Raw genomic sequence first — 17,715 nt, forward strand, 5'->3', positions numbered from 1 at the left:
ATGACGCGGACGTGGGCAGCATCTATTTGATTCGACATGGCCAGGCCTCTTTTGGTGCAGACGACTATGACGTCTTGTCGCCGACCGGTGTGCGCCAGGCAGAAATCCTCGGCCGGCACCTCGCCGAGCTGGGTATTTGCTTCGATCGCTGCCTGTCCGGTGACCTGCGCCGCCAGCAGCACACGGCCACCAGCGCGCTTGAACAGTTCACTGCTGCCGGCCTATCGGTTCCCGAGTTGGAAATCGATTCTGCTTTCAACGAATTCGATGCCGACGCTGTGATCCGCGCCCTGCTTCCGGCGATGCTCGAAGATGAGCCCGAAGCACTCGACATCCTGCGCAACGCCGCACAGAACCGTGGCGAGTTCCAGCGTATCTTCGCGCTGATCATCGAACGCTGGCTGGCCGGCACCTATGACACACCGGGACTGGAGAGCTGGCTGGGTTTCGTCGAACGGGTTCAGGCCGGTCTGCAACGGATTCTCGAACAGGCCGACAACACCCGGAAAATCGCGGTGTTCACCTCGGGCGGCACCATCACCGCCCTGCTCCACCTGATTACGCAAATGCCTGCACGCCAGGCCTTTGAGTTGAACTGGCAAATCGTCAACACCTCGCTCAACCAGCTGAAGTTTCGCGGTCGCGAGGTGGCTCTGGCTTCCTTCAACAGCCATACACACCTGCAACTGTTGAAGGCCCCGGAACTCATCACTTTTCGTTGAGTCCGGAATATTTGTGACCCTGCTGCAATCACCCAGCTCCTATTACCCAAGAAAGGATTGAACCATGACCTCCGTAGCTGATGCCGTACAAGCAATGAAAGCCAAGTTCAACCCAGCCGCTGCTGCCGGTCTGGATCTGGTCTTCGGTTTCCGCATCGACGACACCAAGAACTTCTCGCTGATCGTCAAAGACAGCACCTGCGAACTGCAGGAAGGCGAAAACCCGGACGCCCAGGTCACTCTGGTGATGGACGGCGAAACCCTGCAAGGCATCGTCGACGGTTCGACCGACGGCATGCAGGCATTCATGGGCGGCAAACTGCGCGCTGAAGGCGACATGATGCTGGCAATGAAACTGTCCGAGCTGTTCCCGTCGTAAGACGCAGGCCAGCCAAAAAAATCCCGCCTCAATGGCGGGATTTTCGTATCAGCATCATGGGATGCCGGCGGCGTCCAGCTCCTTGAAGACCTCACGATCGGCGATCTGAGTTTCACTGGCTGGGTACATCAACTGAACGCTACCCCCGGGGATGATTTCACCTGTTTGCGCATCACGAGCGAAGGTGATGACATACCGCTCACCCTGATACTTCAAGTAAATATTGTAATAATCCTGCGGCGTATCCGGCGCTGCAAAAGCGCTGTAGCGATAACGAATTCGCGGAAGCAGCATCGGCCAGGCGTTGCCGAGCGAGTCGCCATTGACCGCTGGATCAGCCGCTTCGAGGGCGACAATGGCAGCAGCTACTACCTCATCGTTGTCGCTCGACTTGAAAGACAATGGTCGGTTACGCAACATGGTTACGGCGCTTGCTTTGCCGTCAACAACATCACGACGGTAAAGGTCGTTACGAAACCATTTTGTTGCATCAAAACGGTTTTCGTCCGGGCTCCAGTCGCCGTAATACATCATTACTTTCTCGCTCATCGCATCTTCCCTTGTGTGCAGAGACAAACCCAGTGCACTAAAAACCAGCAAAAAGGCCGCTATGACGCTCACGCGTTTGTAAACATTGACAGTCATGGTTGCGCCGGTTGCCCTTTTTTAAACTTCAGTTGCTGCTTCGGTGGCCCCAGAGGCGTATTGCCTGAACGAACCTTCCCGACCGCTCCGTAATCGTCCAACGGGAAACTCATGTTCTTTTCGTTCTTGGCCCGACTCTGGGCATGCATCGACAGCTTTTTATCGTTTTCGGTGGCCTGCTCCGGCGGCTGGACCGGCGCTGTTTCGCCGGGCAACTCCAGGGTGTCGTCTTTTTTTGACAATCTGTATTCAGCAAGACGTCGCTCGTAACCAACCTTCTTGATCCTGAACGCCGATTTGGCTCTTTCGTCCAACGCTATACGCGCCTTCGCCCCATCCAAAGCCTCTCTCTCTTTGTCGCTACCATACGTCTGGTCGTACAGGCTGCGTCGCGGGTAAGCATGAATGGTTGCCCCGGTTGCATCGGCAAGTTGCTGCGCGAGGCTGAGCTCGTAATGTTCCTGACCTTCACTGACCAGCGCCGTCTCGTCCACACCCAGCCCGGTTCGGCAAGCGTAAGAAAAGATATTAGCGCCCAAGGCAAAAGCTTCAGGCTTCAACTGGCTGGCCTGCTCAGGCCCAAAGCGATAGGTCGCGTCCTTGCCTTCGATTTCGTAACCGAACTCGATATTGAAAACCACGCCATGGGCAAAAATGTCGAGTTGTTTAATCTCGCGCTTTTCTTCGACCCGCTTGTTTATGAAGGCAACCAGTTCCGCGGCGGAATCTATTTCCAGGTATTCGGCTTTGTATTTGTTGACGACAAGCTCTTTGAGCGTCGCACGCATTTTAGGGTCGTACTCGGCGACAAAAAGTAAAAAGAAGGTTTTATCCGCAGCCCCCTTTTTAATGCCCAGGTAGTCATTCAACTGCCCGACGCCCTGATTGATGAAGCTCATCTTGTTGCCAAAATTCTCGCGAAACTCGGTCCAGCGACTGATGTGGTAGGAACCTACCACCGTCACATAATCGTACTTGAGCGTCCCCTTGACCTGGGTAGTCCCATGTTGATCACTGGTCTGTCCCTGCTTTTTTTTCGGTGGTGGCACGTTCAACTTTCCTTAGTAATCAATGCCCAGGGCATCCAGGTGAGCGGCAGCTTCCTTACCCCACTGCACGACAATCGACGTCGGGTCAGCGGTAAACACCCGCGCCGCGTTGCCGTGGTTGTCGGTGTGTCCAACCAGGCGCTGGCCATCACCGGTTTCGATGCAATAGAGCATGTCGGGGATTGCTTCACCGGTGGTCTCGTCCACCAGTTGAAAGCGCTCGCTGTGCTTGGGAACGGTCACGACGGGGGTAAACGGTGCAGAGCCGACCTGAGTGCCGACGAAAACATCGCCGGAGCCGGTAATGATCAGGCCGCCGTGGGCGGTGGCACTGCCGAGAAATGCGATGGGTTGGCCATTGATCAGGATGTTGCCGATGCCTTCAGTAACGGAATCGCCGCACGCCGTGGTGTCACCGACCCGCAACACTGGCATGCCATTGATGTTCACATTGGGTGAACCACTGTTACTCGGGTTGGTGCCGTGACCGGTGACCGGGCAGGCATTGAGATCGCTAAGGCGGGCGGCAGGCTTTGCCATCGTCTACATCCTTGTATGGGCGGGGACGTGAATTTACCGGATCTATCCCATAGTGGAAAGGCTCGCGACCTGCCTGCTCTGGTCGGTGACCGGCGTTATAAAGGAAGCCGCCAACAATTCCCGGGTATAGGCATGCCGCGCCGAGCGAAACAGCTCAGCCGTTTCCCCGCGCTCCAGCACCTCGCCATCCTTCATCACGATCAGGTCATGGGCCAGCGCCCGCACCACTGCCAGATCATGGCTGATGAACAGATACGTCAGCCCATGCTCCTCCTGCAAGCGCCGCAGCAGCGTGACGATCTGCTTTTGCACCGTGCGATCCAGCGCCGAGGTCGGTTCATCCAGCAGGATCAGATCCGGCTTGAGCACCAACGCCCGCGCGATGGCGATCCGTTGTCGCTGCCCGCCCGAAAACTCGTGCGGATAGCGATGACGCGTGACCGGATCGAGGCCGACTTCGCGCAGTACGTCGATCACCGCGTGCTCGCGCTCGGCGGCATTCAAATCACTGTGAACTTGCAAACCTTCAGCGATGATCTGCTCCACAGACAAACGCGGACTGAGGCTGCCGAACGGGTCCTGAAACACTACTTGCAGGCGTTTGCGCAGCGGTCGCAAGTGCTTGCCGCTCAAATGTTCGAGCGCTTGGCCCTGAAAACGAATGCTGCCCTCGGCATCGATCAACCGCAAAATCGCCTGCCCCAAAGTGGATTTGCCCGAACCTGATTCGCCGACGATCCCGAGGGTTTTGCCGCGTTGCAGGTTCAGTCCAATCGCATTCACCGCGTGCAGATACGACTTGGGCCGCAGCCAGCCGCCACCGAGGCGAAAGCGCACATTGAGATCACGCACTTCCAGCAGATTCTCCGCCGCCCCCCGACACAGCGGCGCGCCACCCGACTCGGCATTGAGCAACTCGATGCTGTAGGGATCCTGCGGTGCGCGGAACAACTGCTCGCACGAGGCCTGTTCGACGATCAATCCACCGCGCATCACCGCCACCCGTTGCGCGATGGTGCGCACCAGATTCAGGTCGTGGCTGATGATCAACAACGCCATCCCCAAACGTTGTTGCAGATCTTTGAGCAGCAACAGGATCTTGCGCTGCACGGTCACATCCAGCGCGGTGGTCGGCTCATCGGCGATCAGCAATTGCGGCTCGCAGGCCAGCGCCATAGCGATCATCACCCGTTGCCGTTGGCCGCCGGAGAGCTGATGCGGATAGGCCTTCAAGCGTTCACTCGGGCGCTGAATGCCGACCAGTTCCAGCAACTGCAGAATGCGCTTGCGCGCCGCGACGCCAGCCAAGCCCTTGTGCAGCGCCAACGTTTCCCCAATCTGGCGTTCAATCGTGTGCAACGGATTGAGCGAACTCATCGGCTCCTGAAAAATCATCGCGATGCGGTTACCGCGCAATTGCCGCAGATAGCGTTCATGTACGCCGAGCAGTTCCTCGCCGGCATAGCGAATGCTGCCGTCGATCTGCGTGATTGCCGGGTCGAGCAGTTGCAGGATGCTGTGCGCGGTGACTGATTTGCCGGAGCCGGATTCGCCGACCAACGCCAGGCACTCGCCCGGCCGAATGTCGAGGTCGACGCCGTGCACCACTGCTTGTCCTTTGAACGCCACCCGCAGGTCGCGTATTTCGATCAGGTTTTCGTTCATATCAAGTCCTCGGGTCGAAAGCATCGCGGCAGGCCTCACCGATAAACACCAATAGCGAGAGAATCAGCGCCAGAGCGAAAAACGCCGTCAGCCCCAGCCACGGCGCTTGCAGATTGTTCTTGCCCTGGCCGATCAATTCGCCCAGCGAAGCGCTGCCGGCGGGCATGCCGAAACCGAGAAAATCCAGCGCCGACAGGGTGGCGATCGCCCCAGTGAGGATGAACGGCAGATACGTCAGGGTCGCGCTCATCGCATTGGGCAGGATGTGCCGCAGCATCACTTGCGCATCCCCCACGCCGAGTGCGCGCGCCGCTTTGACGTATTCCAGCCCGCGACTGCGCAGAAACTCGGCCCGCACCACGTCGACCAGGCTCAGCCAGGAAAACAGCGCCATGATCCCCAGTAGCCACCAGAAATTCGGCTCGACAAAACCCGACAGGATGATCAGCAGATACAGCACCGGCAGCCCCGACCAGACCTCCAGCAAACGCTGGCCGATCAGATCAATCCAGCCGCCGTAGTAACCCTGCAACGCACCCGCCGCGATGCCGATCAGCGCACTCACCGCCGTCAGCGCCAACGCGAACAACAGTGAAACCCGCGTGCCGAAAATTACCCGCGCCAATACATCGCGCGCCTGATCGTCGGTGCCCAGCCAGTTGTCGCCAGTGGGTGGGCTGGGTGCCGGTTCAGTCAGGTCGTAGTTGACCGTGTCGAAGCCGAATGGGATCGGCGCAAACCACATGCGCCCGCCCTGCCCTTCGATCAATTCACGCACCTGGACGCTGCGGTAATCCGGCTGAAACGGGAATTCACCGCCGAAGTCCTGCTCGGTATAGCGTTTGAGCACCGGGAAATACCAGTCGCCCTGATAGCTCACCAGCAGCGGTTTGTCATTGGCGACCAGTTCGCCACCGAGGCTCAGGCCGAACAGCGCCAGAAACAGCCACAACGACCACCAGCCGCGCCGATGCGCCTTGAACCGTGCCCAGCGCCGCTGGCCCATGGGAGATAAGCTCAGCATCAGGCAGTCCTCGCGGTGAAGTCGATGCGCGGGTCGACCAGCGTGTAACACAGGTCGCCGAGCAGTTTTATCAGCAGTCCGAACAGGGTGAAGATGAACAACGAGCCGAACACCACCGGGTAATCGCGCGATACCGCCGCCTCGTAACTCAGGCGTCCGAGGCCATCGAGCGAGAAGATCACTTCGATCAGCAGCGAGCCGCCGAAGAACACCGTGACCAACGCTTGCGGCAATCCGGCGACCACCAGCAGCATCGCGTTGCAGAAAACGTGGCCGTACAGAACCTGTTTTTCAGTCAGCCCCTTGGCCCGCGCGGTAACTACATACAGCCGCGAGATTTCATTGAGAAAACTATTTTTAGTGAGAATCGTCAGGGTCGCAAAACCACCGATCACCAGTGCGCTGACCGGCAGCACCAGATGCCAGAAGTAATCGGCGACCTTGCCCCACAGCGTCAGCTCGGCGAAGTTGTCCGAGACCAGCCCGCGCACCGGAAACCAGTCCAGCGCCGTGCCGCCGGCAAACACCACGATCAGCAGCAACGCGAAAAGAAATCCTGGCATCGCATAGCCAATGATGATCGCCGCGCTGCTCCAGACATCGAACGCCGACCCGTTATGCACGGCTTTGCGGATGCCCAGCGGGATCGACACCAGATAGGTAATCAGCGTCGCCCATAAACCCAGTGACAGAGTGACTGGCAGCTTCTGCCAGATCAGTTCGGTGACACTGGCACCACGGAAGAAGCTCTTGCCGAAATCCAGCTGCGCGTAACTTTTCAGCATCAGCCACAGGCGTTCGCTGACGGATTTGTCGAAGCCATATTGGCGCTCGATATCGGCCAGCAGTTTCGGCTCCAGGCCTCGCGTGGCACGCGATTCGCCGCCAACGGTTTCGACGTGGCTGGCACCGACTGCGCCACCGACACCGATGCCCTGCAAACGCGCAATCGCCTGCTCCACCGGGCCACCCGGCGCCGCTTGAACAATCACAAAATTCACCAGCAGAATCGCCAGCAAAGTCGGCACGATCAGCAGCAGACGCCGCAGGCTATAACCCCACATGGGCGGACTCCTTTTGCTGTTGTTTGGCGGTCAACGCCGTCGGGCTGACTTCCCACCAAGTGTCGAGGCCGGCGTCGTACAACGGCGCAATCGGCGGACGGCCGAAACGGTTCCACCACACCGTGGAAATTCCCGGCGGGTAATAGTTGGGAACCCAGTAGTAGCCCCACTGCAACACTCGATCCAGCGCATGCGCGTGGCGCAACAGACTCTCGCGGCTGTCGGCCTGCGCCAACCCTTCGAGCAGCGCATCCACCGCCGGATCGCGCAGCACCATGTAGTTGTTCGAGCCGGGATCATCGGCGCCGTCCGAGCCGTAGTAATTGAACATCTCGCGCCCCGGCGCCTGACTCACCGGATAACCGGCGACGATCATGTCGTAGTCGCGATTGCGCACGCGGTTGGTGTATTGCGCGGTGTCGACCTGGCGGATATCGAAGCCGATGCCGATCTGCGCCAGATTGCGTTTGAACGGCAGCAGCAGGCGTTCGAAACCTTTCTGGCCGTTGAGGAAGGTGAATTGCAACGGCTCGCCTGCAGCATTCACCAGTTGATCGCCGTCGGGTTTCCAACCCGCAGCTGCCAGCAGTTTCAGCGCTTGCCGCTGCTGGGCGCGAACATTACCGCTGCCATCGGTGCGCGGGGCCTGGAACACCTGAGTGAAAACTTCGTCCGGAATCTTGCCGCGCAGCGGTTCGAGGATTTTCAGTTCTTCGGCGTCCGGCAACTCAGTAGCTGCCAATTCGCTGTGCGAGAAAAAGCTGCGCTGGCGCAGGTACATGCTGCGCATCATCTGCCGGTTGCTCCATTCGAAATCCCAGAGCATGGCGATCGCCTGGCGCACACGGCGATCCTGAAACTGTGGTTTTTGCAGGTTGAAGACAAACCCCTGCGCACCTTGGGCGGCGCCGGGAGCCAGGTGTTCACGGAGTAATTTGCCCTGCTCCAGTGCCGCCCCGGCGTAGCCGATCATGTAACTGGTGGCGGAGAATTCGCGGTTGTAATCGAAGCCACCGGACTTGAGCACCTGGCGTGACACGTCGGTGTCGGCGAAGAACTCCACGCTCAATTGATCGAAGTTGTACAGGCCTCGGGTGATCGGCAAGTCCTTGGCCCACCAGTTCTTGACCCGTTCGAATTTCACGCTGCGCCCGGCATCCACCGCGCTGACCCGATATGGGCCGCTGCCCGGCGGGATTTCAAAGCCCCCGCCGTCAGCGAAGTTACGCGTGCGCCACCAGTGCCCGGGCAACACCGGCAGCACTGCCAGATCCAGCGGCAAGGTGCGGCTGTCGTTGTTCTTGAACACGAAGCGCACTTGAGTCGGCGACTCGACCTGCACTTCGGCAACATCGCGAAACTGCTGGCGGTATTTGAGGCTGCCCTGAGTGGTGAGCAACTCGAAGGTGTAGCGCACGTCCTCTGCGGTGATCGCTGTACCGTCATCGAAGCGTGCCTTGGGGTTGAGGTAGAAACGCAGCCACCGTCGCTGCGGATCAAGTTCCATTTGCTGCGCCACCAGACCGTAAACGCTGAACGGCTCATCCTTGCTGCGATAGGCCAGTGGTGCGTAGAGCCAGCCGTCGATATCGGCGACGCCGGTGCCTTTGTCAACGTAGGGGATCAGATGATCGAACGGGCCGCTTTCCAGGGACGAGCGACGCAGGGTGCCGCCCTTCGGTGCGTTGGGGCTGGCGTAGGCCAAGTGCTGGAAGACCGGGGCGTATTTCGGGGTTTCGCCGTAGACCGTGAGTGCGTGTTGAGGTGCAGCCAAGGTCACAGGGCATGCGCAGGCAATGGCGGTGAAGAGTATGAGTCTGGAGAGCATTGGCAGATCCTTGTCACGGGGGTGCTACAACCGGCCTCATCGCTGGCAAGCACAAACACCAAACCTTCTGCCTACCTGTGATGTGCAACATGTAGGCAATTTTTATAGGGCAGGCTTAGACCGATGAGTTACTGGAACCCGCCCCGACCAATCAATCTCAGAACTTGTAATTGACCCGCGTGTACAGCGTCCGCCCAAACGGGTCGGCGTACTTCGGGTCGTAGCCGCTCTGGAAGGTGTAGGTCTGGTTGCTGAACGGTGGCTCGCGGTCGAACAGGTTCTTCACGCCGAGGGTCACGCCCAGGGTTTTGCGCCAGGTGTAGGTGCCGGCCAGATCCCAGACGTTGTAGGAGCCGACGTAATCGTGGGTGTCGCGATCCGAGTCGTGATAACCGCTGGTGTAGCGATTGGTCAGACTGGCGCCGTACGCGCCGTAGGTCCAGCTACCGGTCAGGCTGTGGCGCCAGCGAGCAACGGAGCCGGCCGAGGAAAAGTCGCCGCCACGGAAGTCACCAAGCTTGTCGATGTAGTCGCCCTTTTGCTGTTGCTGATAGTCATAGCGAGTCACGTAAGTGCCTTGCAGACCGATGCCGAAATCGCCGAATGAAGTGCTTGGCAGGCGATAGTCGAAGCTGACATCGACGCCATTGGTCTTGATCTTGCCGAGGTTGGCGAGGCCCGTGACCACGTGATCGATCGAGCCATCAGGCTTGCGGATCAGGCGCTCCGGGTACAGTTCCGGATTCTCGAAAACGGCCGATTCTGGGAATTCGGCGATCTGGTTGGCAATGTCGATCCACCAGAAATCCAGGCCCGCCGTCAGGCGATTGAACGGCTGATAGACGAAACCGAGGGTGACGTTGCGCGCGGTTTCCGGGCTCAGATCAGTATTGCCGCCGCTGCTGCGGTTGAACTGCTGCGCGCAGTCGCGGTTGGCGATCCCGCCGTTGCTCGGATTGCCACCGGCACACAGGCGCGGATCATTGTAGTTGGCATTGGTGAACGAGGTGAAAGTCGGGTTGTACAGTTCATACAACGACGGTGCGCGGAAGCCTTCGCTGTAAGCGCCACGCACCACCAGTTCCTTGAATGGCTGGAAGCGGAACGAGTATTTCGGGTTGGTCGTACTGCCAAAGTCGCTGTATTTATCGTGACGCACGGCGGCGGACAGTTCGAGGCTGTCGAGCACCGGCACGTTGACCTCGGCGTACTCAGCCGAGACGCTGCGATCCCCCGCCACACTGCCATTCGGGTCAACGCCCAAACTCTGCACATCACCGGCAAACGCAGCAAAGTCCTGATGGAAGTCTTCCTTGCGGTATTCGCCGCCCAGCGCCAATGCCGAAGGGCCGGCGCCGAACCAGTCGCCAATCTCGCGGCTGACGCGGCCGTCGATGGCTTTGACTCGACCCACTGCTGTGGCGTAGTCGCCATCCACCGCATTCGCGGCGAGCAAAGCGGAACCGGCCGGGGTCTGCGGGCCGAACGGGTTGATCACACCGTTGGCGATGCCCTGGCTGATCGCGCGGTCGTTGACGTAACCGCTGCTGATCGCGTTGGTGACTTTGTTCTGGTTATACGAAGCACCGACGTTGTAATCCCAGCCAACCAGGCTGCCGTCGAAACTCAGCAGCAGGCGCTGGCCGGTGTTGTCGTCTTCATGCTGACGAGCACCGACGGTAGTCTCACGCCAATTGACATCCACCGGTTGCGTCGGGTCGAGAGCAAAACCGCTGGGGCCTGGGGTAATGCCGTTGCCGGGATAGAACGCGGTGCCGGGGTTGACCTGATTGCCCATCAAGGTGCCGGGACCGATCTGCGTGCGATTTTCGTTGCGTGCCCAGAAGTATTCGAGGCTGACGTTGTGATCGTCCGAAAGCTTACCGGTGGCTTTGGCGAAGGCTGAAGTCTTCTCGGTTTCCGGCACCAGATCGAGATAATTCCACAGGCTCTGACGGCAGATGCCGTTGCGCGACTGTAATCCCGGGGCGTTGCAACCAGAACCGGCGAGCGGGTTGGTGGCGTTGCTGCCCTGGCTCCAGTTGGCCGGCGAAGCAGTACCGGAGGTGTAATCTAGGCCGCGACTCGGTTGGTAGTTGTAGGTGTAGCCGCGATCATCGGCGGCGAGCCGATTCTGCTTGTCGTAACTGACCACGCCAAACACGTTGAAGCGATCCTCCTGCAAATCACCAAAGCCCCAGCTACCGCTGAAATTGCGGCTTTCTCCGCCACCGGAATGAGTTGGCGTGTCGTAGTTGGTGCTGATCTGACCTTCGGTGAGGCTGGTCTTGGTGATGAAGTTGATCACCCCGCCAATCGCGTCAGTGCCGTACAACGCCGAAGCGCCGTCACGCAGCACTTCGACCCGGTCGATGGCGGCGAACGGAATGGTGTTCAGATCGACGCCCGAGCCGTTGATCGCGTTAGTGGCGTTGTTGCTCAAGCGCCGACCGTTAAGCAGCACCAGGGTTTTGTTCGGACCGATGCCGCGCAAATCCGCGTACGACGCCCCGCCACTGCTCGAGCCCACCGAACGGCCAGAGCCGACCGAAGACTGGTTGGCAGAGATACGACTGACCAGTTCTTCAGTGGTACTCACACCCTGCTGGCGCAACTCTTCTACCCGCAGAATGGTAACCGGCACCGCTGTCTCGGCATCAACCCGGCGGATTGCTGTGCCGGTGACTTCAACCCGTTGCAACTGGGTGGTCGGCTCGGTTGCAGTGCTCTCGGCGGCCATCGCCGACAAGGTGTTGATCGCCAGCAGCAAGGCCAGGCTCAAAGGGGATTTGACGGGTGAAAATCGAATCATGAACAGCCATCCCTGCGTTTTGGTTTATGCAGGGATGTGTGATGACGGATCGGGTTTTATAGGGCGTCAGTTAGACCGTTGGGTGATGAGGTTATGCAAAAAGGCGTTCGGTAACACTCAGACCAATTCCATGTCCCTCAGCAGCCGCGTATCCAGCCCGAATCGCTCCTGAGAGACCATTTTGAACTGGCCCTGCGCCAAGTCGCAGCTCACCAGTAAATTCCATGAGTGCCGAGTGGCTGCCGATGGAATCAGCACAAACGGGTGTTCGGCGAGCAAAGCGTCGGCAAAATCTTGTTGGTTGGGCGAAGCTTGCGCCGGACTCATCCAGTACGGGTTGGGAAGCTCCTCAGGTTGCACTATTTTGACAAGTGCTTCACTGGTCACCTCAAAGCACGTCAGCACATAGGGAGATTTATCCAGCGCGTTAAAACTCCCATGCGCTGCTACCTCCAGAATGGCCGTGGATGGATCAATCGAGGCATAAACGACGCGCCGGCCAGGCCGGTTCCATCGGCCGCCCTGCATTTCTGAACCGATACCGCTGTCCCATGTACACCGATAAACCTCAGGGTCCAACCTCCACGCATACCAGCGATCGTCCCAAGGCAGCGGGTTCATTGATAAACCCCATATTTCATTCGGTGTAGATAAGCATCTACCGATTGATAACCTAACGAGCTCTCAATCAATTCCACTGGCCTGTAACCGTTCAACCATTTGGTGTCTTTGTTCATCCACTCCTCGGCGCGCGCCTGATCGTGGAACACCTCGGTAGCGGACTCCAGCGCGTGCGCATATTGGAAAGCGATCATGCTCTGTTGGCGGCTAAGGCGCGTCGGCTCGGCGCTGTTAAGCAAACGCCGCACGGTTCTGACGGACTTCTCGGTGATGAGCTGCACAAGCTCGCTCTCCCGATAAAGCTCAGACGTTGAAATCATGTTGACCACGTCGCGCAGATCGAAACCTTCCCGCGTGTAGCGGATGATGTACATGGTGTCTCGATCCCATTCCCGGCCGTGCAGCAACACCTCCACAGGTTTGCCTTCGACCTTTTTCAGCCCCGACAGCCGGGGCGCTCTTGTTTGCGGCATCGCGATACCCTCCGTTGGGCATCTGGCGCGATTGACGCGCCAGGAATCACGAGGGGGATAAAAAGGAGGTTCATTCTCGAGATGTGGGATTCGCATAATCCATCCATTGTCTGATTTGCGAGCGATCAAGCCGCTCGGCGACTTCATGTCACAGACGATGCTATAGACAGCATTTCCGACAGCCAACCTGAAAAAGTCGTCGGAAATATCGGCGCTTTTACGCAAAACCATCTGTTTTCCGTAGGACGCCTCTTAACGGTTTCCTTCGCTCAACTGCCGAAGTGATAACTCACATCCAGCCACCACTGCCGGCCGTAGGGGTCATAGTTGCCGGTCGGGTAATACGGCCAGCCCGCCGAGTCATCCTGCTTGATCTGATTGAGCACGTTGTTCACGGTCAACCCGACGCTTGCGCGGTCGTTGAGCTTGTAGCGCGCGCTGGCGTTGAACACCGTCCACGGCGACAGACGCCCATCGCCCGCGCCGTTGGTGACCGAGCCATAACGAATGCCCATCAAGGTCGCCGTGGCCTTCTGGTAATCCCAGGTCAGGCTGGCGTTGACCTTGCTGCGCCAGTCGTAGTTGGTACGCGAGGTACGCCAGTCCTGAGTCGGCGCTTCTTCGGATTCCTTGTAGAAATGCGAGAGCACCAGGGTGTAGCCCAGCGTCGAGCTGAACGCGCCGTACTGGCCGGCGCCCCAGCGGATATTGCTCTTGAAATCGAGACCGCTGACCCGCTCGCTGGCGGCATTGATCGCATTGACCCGCACGCGCTGCAACTGATTCGGGTCGATGGCTGCGTTGCTGGCATTACGGTCGACGCGTGCAAGGGTCGATTGGCAGTTGGCCGAAGTAATGTCCTGCGTGCCATTGCGGCACTCGGTCTCTTGCTGCAACAGGCGATTTTCATCGACGGTGGTCAGTAGGTCGCCAATCTCGACCCGCCAGAAATCCGTGGAGAAATCAAAATTGCGTGACGGCGACCAGACGAAGCCATAGGTCCACGATTTGCCGCGTTCGGACTCCAGATTCGCCGTGCCGCTTTGCGTGTAGTCGACGCGACTCCGATCACAGGCGCCCTCCACCCCCTGACTGCAACCGTAGTAGTCGATTTGCGCCGGGTAGTAGCCGTTGCTGTCGGACTGATAGATGTAGTTCAAATCCGGCGCGCGGAAACTGGTGCCGTAACTGCCGCGCAACAACAGGCTGGTGATCGGTCGCCATTCAAGGCCAAGGTTGTAGGTTTTCTGCTGTTCGGTACGGCCGCTGAATTTGTACTGATCCCAACGCCCCGCTGCGGTCGCCAACACCGTGTCAGCCACCGGGATGCTGAACTCGCCGCCCGCTGCATAACGCTTGCGCGAGCCGCCAGAACTTCGCGCCGGACTCAAGCCATAGAAGGTGCCGTCATTGAGGCCGTCATCCGGGTCTATGCGGTATTCCTGTTTGCCCGCTTCCAGCACGCCGGCGAATCCGACCGGGCCGGCCGGCAGATCAAACAATTCGCCGTTGACCGAGGCGTTATAGCTGGTCGAGACCGATTTGCTGGTCTGAGTCTGATTGCCACGAAACTGCTGCCATTCCTGCGGCGTCAACGGTCGGTCAAGCCGCGAGGCGTCCGGACTGAACACCGGGTAGCCATCACGCGTGCCGAGTTGCGGCCCCAGGTAGAAATCCTCAATCGACGCCAGCGGCGAGTAGCGCGTGGTACGCACGCTCTTGTATTCCGAGCGATTGGCTGCCAGTTCGTAGTTCCAGCCAGTGTCGGCAATCTTGTCCGAAAGCCCCAAAGTGCCAGTCCACGACGTATCACGCCACTTGCTGTTATTGCTGGTGCGACCGCCGATTTCTTCTTCGCCGAACCGCCGGTACCAGCGCTCGAGATTACCGCTGTTCTGATTGATGAAATCCGGCGAAGTAAAGGTCGGGCCACGGGTGTTGTTTTGAATGTGATCGAGGCCGTACATCAGGTCGGCGAACACTTGGCCGCTGTCGCTGAAATGCCAGGTGCCTCGGCTGTAGCCGTCGTAGTTTTCCTTTTGCGTCTGCACCGTCCAGTAATCGTTGTACATCTGATCGGTGCGGCAGCGGCCGGAGCTGTTCACCAGTTTATTGTCGAAGGTGCCCTGATAGGCGCCGCAGCCGGGGCCGAGGTAGCGGCTGTTGCTCAGATCGCGTCGATAGCCGACATCCGCCAACGGGCCGCTTTGCATAAAGCCACGATCATCGGCCCAGATCGGGTCGCGGTTGGTCAGCTCCAGTCCGAACAATCCGTCGAAATCGCCCCAACTGCCGCCGCCACTGATCTGCAAGCGCTGGTTGTCACCTCCGCCACGCTCGCTGGTGCCGCCCTTGAGGTTGACGTCGACGCCATTGATTTTGTCTTTGAGGATGATGTTGACCACCCCGGCAATCGCATCCGAACCGTAGATGGCCGAGGCGCCGCTGCTGAGCACTTCGATGCGCTCGATAATCGCCGATGGGATGTTCGCCAGGTTGGTGAAGTTGACCTTGCCGTCGTATGGCGTCGGGTAATCCGCGACGCGCCGGCCGTTGATCAGCACCAGTGTGTGATTGGGGCCGAGGCCGCGCAAGTTGAGGGCACTGGCTGCCGGTTGCCAAGTGTTGCCGTAGTCTTCGCCTTGGGTCATGCCGGTGTTTTGCGTCTGCGTGGCGAGCGCGTCGTAGACATTCTTGTAGCCGCGCGCCTGCATTTCTTCTTGGGTAATGACGGTGACCGGGGTCGCACCGTCGCTTTGCGCGCGGGCGATGCGCGAACCCGTGACGGTGACTTTTTCCATGCGGTAATCAGCGCTGCTGGCCGGCGCCACAACCGTAGCTTTGACCGGAACCGCGCTCGGTGCCTCGCCTTGCCGAACACTCAACCCCTGAGTGCTTTGCTCGACTTGCAGGCCGCTGCCGAGCAAGGCTTTTCCCACCGCCTGGCGACTGCCCAACGCCCCGCGCACCGCGCTGCTGCGTTTGCCTTGCACCAGATTCTGGCTGAAGGAAATCGGCACACCGGACTGACGCGAGATCTCCAGCAGCACCTCATCGAGTGCGCCGCCGGCGATGTCGAAGCTGTACACCTGAGCAATGGTTTCCTGCGCGAGCATAGGCATAGAAACTACGCCCATGACCAGTGCGGCAGCGAGTGTCAGTCCAGGTAATGGTTGTTTGAATGAGAACATCGAGGGGCTTCCCTGTTGAAGGCGTCTGCAGGGAATGAGCAGCGGGCCGGCGCTTTTTATAGAGCGAGCAATAGTCCGAGTAGTTATGAATCTATAACCGTGTTTCGATGCTGACCCAATACGGATTGTGGAAGGTCACGCGGATCGGCAGCGAGCGCTCCAGCAACTGCAAAGTGCGGTCACTGTCGTCCAGCGGATACAGCCCGCTGAGCCGCAGTCCGGCGACATCCGGGCTCACATGGATGATGCCGCGCCGGTAGCTGCGCAGGCTGTCGATGACTTCGCTCAACGGGCGGTCACGCACTTCCAGTCGCCCTTGCACCCAGGCACTGTCCTGACCTTTGCTGCGCCCCAGCGCGAGGATGTTCTGCCCGTCGAACACCAGGCTTTCGCCCGCTTCCACCACTTGCCGCGCGCCGCTGGCGGTGACCACTTCGACTTGCGAATGCAGCATCACCAAACGCGTGGAATCCTCCCCGCGCTGCACCAGAAATCGGGTGCCGAGCGCACGCATCCGCCCGTGCCCGGTTTCAACCACAAATGGCCGGGTCAGATTCTTCGCCACATCGACCAGCAGTTCGCCGCTGCGCAACTCCAGCAAGCGCTCGATGTTGTCGAAGCGCGGCACCACGCGGCTGCGCGCATTCAGGGTCAAGGTGCTGCCGTCCTCCAGCGCAAATTCACGGCGCTCGCCGGTCCCGGTCGCGAGTTCACCTGCCTCCGGCAGCCAGCCATAACGCCGATTCAGCAGCCCTGCGAGCACGGCAATCCCGAGCACGCTCAAACTGCCACTGATAAACCGGCGGCGACTCGAAGGTGCGTTGAGGCTGTGCAGCAGACTGTCGCGGGATACACCGCGCAGGTTCGATTGACGCAGCAGGTTCAACCCGCCACCCATCTGTTCAATGATCTGCTGATGGCGAGGATCGGCCGCACGCCAGGCGTCGAACGCCGCACGTTCCTGCACGCTGACATCGCCCGATTGCAGCAGCGCCATCCACTGCGCCGCCTCATCGATCAGCGTTTCATCGGGCCTCATGCCTGCATCGCCTGATAGCAGCGCTTGAACGCTTCGACCATGTATTGCTGCACGCGGCTGGTGGACACGCCGAGCCGTTCGCCGATTTCGCTGTAGGTCAGGCCATCGAGTTGATGATAGAGAAACGCCGCTTTGGCCTTGGCCGACAAGCCGTTGAGCAAGCGATCCACCGCCAGCAACGCTTCGATGACCAGTGCGCGTTCCTCCGGTGACGGATGCACCGGTTCCGGCGCCAGTGCCAGGCTTTGCAGATAGGCGCGCTCCAGATCCTGCCGACGCCAGCCTTCGTAGACAAGACGCCGCGCAATGGTGGTCAGCAACGCCCGTGGCTCGCGAATGGCCAGCGGATCGGGCAACGCCAAGACCCTGAGAAAGGTTTCCGAAGCAATGTCCTGCGCACTGTGCGGGCAACCGAGGGTACGGCTGACCGCAGTGCACAACCATCGATAGTCCTTTTGGAACATCTGCCCGATGACCTGGTAATGCGGGTTATGACTGCCACCCATGCCCTGCTCCCTGAAACGGGCTCCACCCGCTGCGAAAATCCATGGTACTGCCGGGATCGTCCGGCAAAGTCAGGGGGCGACTGTGCAATAGCCATGCGCACATTTTAAGTAATAAAAAATCAGGATAAGCAAACCTTTGAGAATAAGGCACCTCGTC

General features: G+C 59.3%; 15 protein-coding genes. 2 read left to right on the forward strand and 13 right to left on the reverse strand.

Annotated elements, in window-relative coordinates; translation table 11 throughout:
* Positions 1-11 precede the first annotated feature (11 nt).
* The gene (locus tag ACOI8A_RS00995; RefSeq protein ID WP_420649162.1) at positions 12-722 is read left to right on the forward strand and encodes a histidine phosphatase family protein; all 711 of its coding nucleotides are present in this window, start codon (positions 12-14) and stop codon (positions 720-722) included.
* Positions 723-786: 64 nt separating this feature from the next.
* On the forward strand, positions 787-1,101 hold the full coding sequence (locus tag ACOI8A_RS01000) for an SCP2 sterol-binding domain-containing protein (RefSeq protein ID WP_007946492.1): 315 nt from the start codon (positions 787-789) through the stop codon (positions 1,099-1,101).
* 54 nt (positions 1,102-1,155) lie between these two features.
* Here ACOI8A_RS01000 and ACOI8A_RS01005 read toward each other — a convergent pair whose 3' ends face one another.
* The 13 genes from ACOI8A_RS01005 to ACOI8A_RS01065 all read right to left on the reverse strand — a co-directional run bounded on the left by ACOI8A_RS01005 (position 1,156) and on the right by ACOI8A_RS01065 (position 17,558).
* Positions 1,156-1,746: a hypothetical protein gene (locus tag ACOI8A_RS01005; protein WP_420657627.1), complete on the reverse strand. Its 591-nt coding sequence runs from the start codon at positions 1,744-1,746 to the stop codon at positions 1,156-1,158.
* Positions 1,743-2,795, reverse strand: a complete 1,053-nt coding sequence (locus ACOI8A_RS01010) for a hypothetical protein (protein WP_420649164.1) — start codon at positions 2,793-2,795, stop codon at positions 1,743-1,745. The genes ACOI8A_RS01005 and ACOI8A_RS01010 overlap by 4 nt, the downstream gene beginning before the upstream one ends.
* A 12-nt stretch (positions 2,796-2,807) precedes the next feature.
* Positions 2,808-3,335 carry a PAAR domain-containing protein gene (locus ACOI8A_RS01015; protein ID WP_420649165.1) on the reverse strand — a complete coding sequence of 176 codons (528 nt, stop codon included), beginning with the start codon at positions 3,333-3,335 and terminating at the stop codon, positions 2,808-2,810.
* A gap of 42 nt (positions 3,336-3,377) precedes the next feature.
* Positions 3,378-5,000, reverse strand: a complete 1,623-nt coding sequence (locus tag ACOI8A_RS01020; protein WP_420649166.1) for an ABC transporter ATP-binding protein — start codon at positions 4,998-5,000, stop codon at positions 3,378-3,380.
* A 1-nt stretch (position 5,001) separates the two neighbouring features.
* Positions 5,002-6,024 (reverse strand): ABC transporter permease, encoded by a 1,023-nt coding sequence (locus ACOI8A_RS01025; RefSeq protein ID WP_420649167.1) that lies wholly within the window; start codon positions 6,022-6,024, stop codon positions 5,002-5,004.
* Positions 6,024-7,088: a microcin C ABC transporter permease YejB gene (locus ACOI8A_RS01030; RefSeq protein ID WP_420649168.1), complete on the reverse strand. Its 1,065-nt coding sequence runs from the start codon at positions 7,086-7,088 to the stop codon at positions 6,024-6,026. Before ACOI8A_RS01030 ends, ACOI8A_RS01025 begins: the two co-directional genes overlap by 1 nt.
* Positions 7,075-8,916 carry an extracellular solute-binding protein gene (locus ACOI8A_RS01035; protein ID WP_420649169.1) on the reverse strand — a complete coding sequence of 614 codons (1,842 nt, stop codon included), beginning with the start codon at positions 8,914-8,916 and terminating at the stop codon, positions 7,075-7,077. The genes ACOI8A_RS01030 and ACOI8A_RS01035 overlap by 14 nt, the downstream gene beginning before the upstream one ends.
* A gap of 157 nt (positions 8,917-9,073) precedes the next feature.
* Positions 9,074-11,728 carry a TonB-dependent receptor gene (locus tag ACOI8A_RS01040; RefSeq protein WP_420649170.1) on the reverse strand — a complete coding sequence of 885 codons (2,655 nt, stop codon included), beginning with the start codon at positions 11,726-11,728 and terminating at the stop codon, positions 9,074-9,076.
* Between the two features lie 117 nt (positions 11,729-11,845).
* A complete protein-coding gene (locus tag ACOI8A_RS01045) occupies positions 11,846-12,349 on the reverse strand; it encodes an RES family NAD+ phosphorylase (protein WP_420649171.1) in 504 nt (167 codons plus the stop codon).
* On the reverse strand, positions 12,346-13,053 hold the full coding sequence (locus ACOI8A_RS01050; protein WP_420649172.1) for an antitoxin Xre/MbcA/ParS toxin-binding domain-containing protein: 708 nt from the start codon (positions 13,051-13,053) through the stop codon (positions 12,346-12,348). The genes ACOI8A_RS01045 and ACOI8A_RS01050 overlap by 4 nt, the downstream gene beginning before the upstream one ends.
* Before the next feature lie 38 nt (positions 13,054-13,091).
* Positions 13,092-16,013, reverse strand: a complete 2,922-nt coding sequence (locus ACOI8A_RS01055) for a TonB-dependent receptor domain-containing protein (protein ID WP_420651242.1) — start codon at positions 16,011-16,013, stop codon at positions 13,092-13,094.
* Positions 16,014-16,104: 91 nt separating this feature from the next.
* Positions 16,105-17,052, reverse strand: coding sequence for a FecR domain-containing protein (locus tag ACOI8A_RS01060; protein WP_420649174.1), 948 nt, complete (start codon positions 17,050-17,052; stop codon positions 16,105-16,107).
* Entirely contained in the window at positions 17,049-17,558 is a 510-nt protein-coding gene (locus ACOI8A_RS01065; RefSeq protein WP_420649175.1) for a sigma-70 family RNA polymerase sigma factor, read from the reverse strand. The genes ACOI8A_RS01060 and ACOI8A_RS01065 overlap by 4 nt, the downstream gene beginning before the upstream one ends.
* Positions 17,559-17,715 lie beyond the last annotated feature (157 nt).

It is taken from the genome of Pseudomonas sp. P4795, assembly GCF_048822895.1.
GTDB lineage: Bacteria > Pseudomonadota > Gammaproteobacteria > Pseudomonadales > Pseudomonadaceae > Aquipseudomonas.

What these genes read in the sequence shown, in the direction of transcription:
- ACOI8A_RS01005 (WP_420657627.1), bottom strand. Translation starts at nt 1,746, where the DNA reads ATGACTGTCAATGTTTACAAACGCGTGAGCGTCATAGCGGCCTTTTTG.
- ACOI8A_RS01055 (WP_420651242.1), bottom strand. Translation starts at nt 16,013, where the DNA reads ATGTTCTCATTCAAACAACCATTACCTGGACTGACACTCGCTGCCGCA.
- ACOI8A_RS01045 (WP_420649171.1), bottom strand. Translation starts at nt 12,349, where the DNA reads ATGAACCCGCTGCCTTGGGACGATCGCTGGTATGCGTGGAGGTTGGAC.
- ACOI8A_RS01020 (WP_420649166.1), bottom strand. Translation starts at nt 5,000, where the DNA reads ATGAACGAAAACCTGATCGAAATACGCGACCTGCGGGTGGCGTTCAAA.
- ACOI8A_RS01065 (WP_420649175.1), bottom strand. Translation starts at nt 17,558, where the DNA reads ATGGGTGGCAGTCATAACCCGCATTACCAGGTCATCGGGCAGATGTTC.
- ACOI8A_RS01030 (WP_420649168.1), bottom strand. Translation starts at nt 7,088, where the DNA reads ATGTGGGGTTATAGCCTGCGGCGTCTGCTGCTGATCGTGCCGACTTTG.
- ACOI8A_RS01060 (WP_420649174.1), bottom strand. Translation starts at nt 17,052, where the DNA reads ATGAGGCCCGATGAAACGCTGATCGATGAGGCGGCGCAGTGGATGGCG.
- ACOI8A_RS01040 (WP_420649170.1), bottom strand. Translation starts at nt 11,728, where the DNA reads ATGATTCGATTTTCACCCGTCAAATCCCCTTTGAGCCTGGCCTTGCTG.
- ACOI8A_RS01050 (WP_420649172.1), bottom strand. Translation starts at nt 13,053, where the DNA reads ATGGTTTTGCGTAAAAGCGCCGATATTTCCGACGACTTTTTCAGGTTG.
- ACOI8A_RS01035 (WP_420649169.1), bottom strand. Translation starts at nt 8,916, where the DNA reads ATGCTCTCCAGACTCATACTCTTCACCGCCATTGCCTGCGCATGCCCT.
- ACOI8A_RS01025 (WP_420649167.1), bottom strand. Translation starts at nt 6,024, where the DNA reads ATGCTGAGCTTATCTCCCATGGGCCAGCGGCGCTGGGCACGGTTCAAG.
- ACOI8A_RS01015 (WP_420649165.1), bottom strand. Translation starts at nt 3,335, where the DNA reads ATGGCAAAGCCTGCCGCCCGCCTTAGCGATCTCAATGCCTGCCCGGTC.
- ACOI8A_RS01000 (WP_007946492.1), top strand. Translation starts at nt 787, where the DNA reads ATGACCTCCGTAGCTGATGCCGTACAAGCAATGAAAGCCAAGTTCAAC.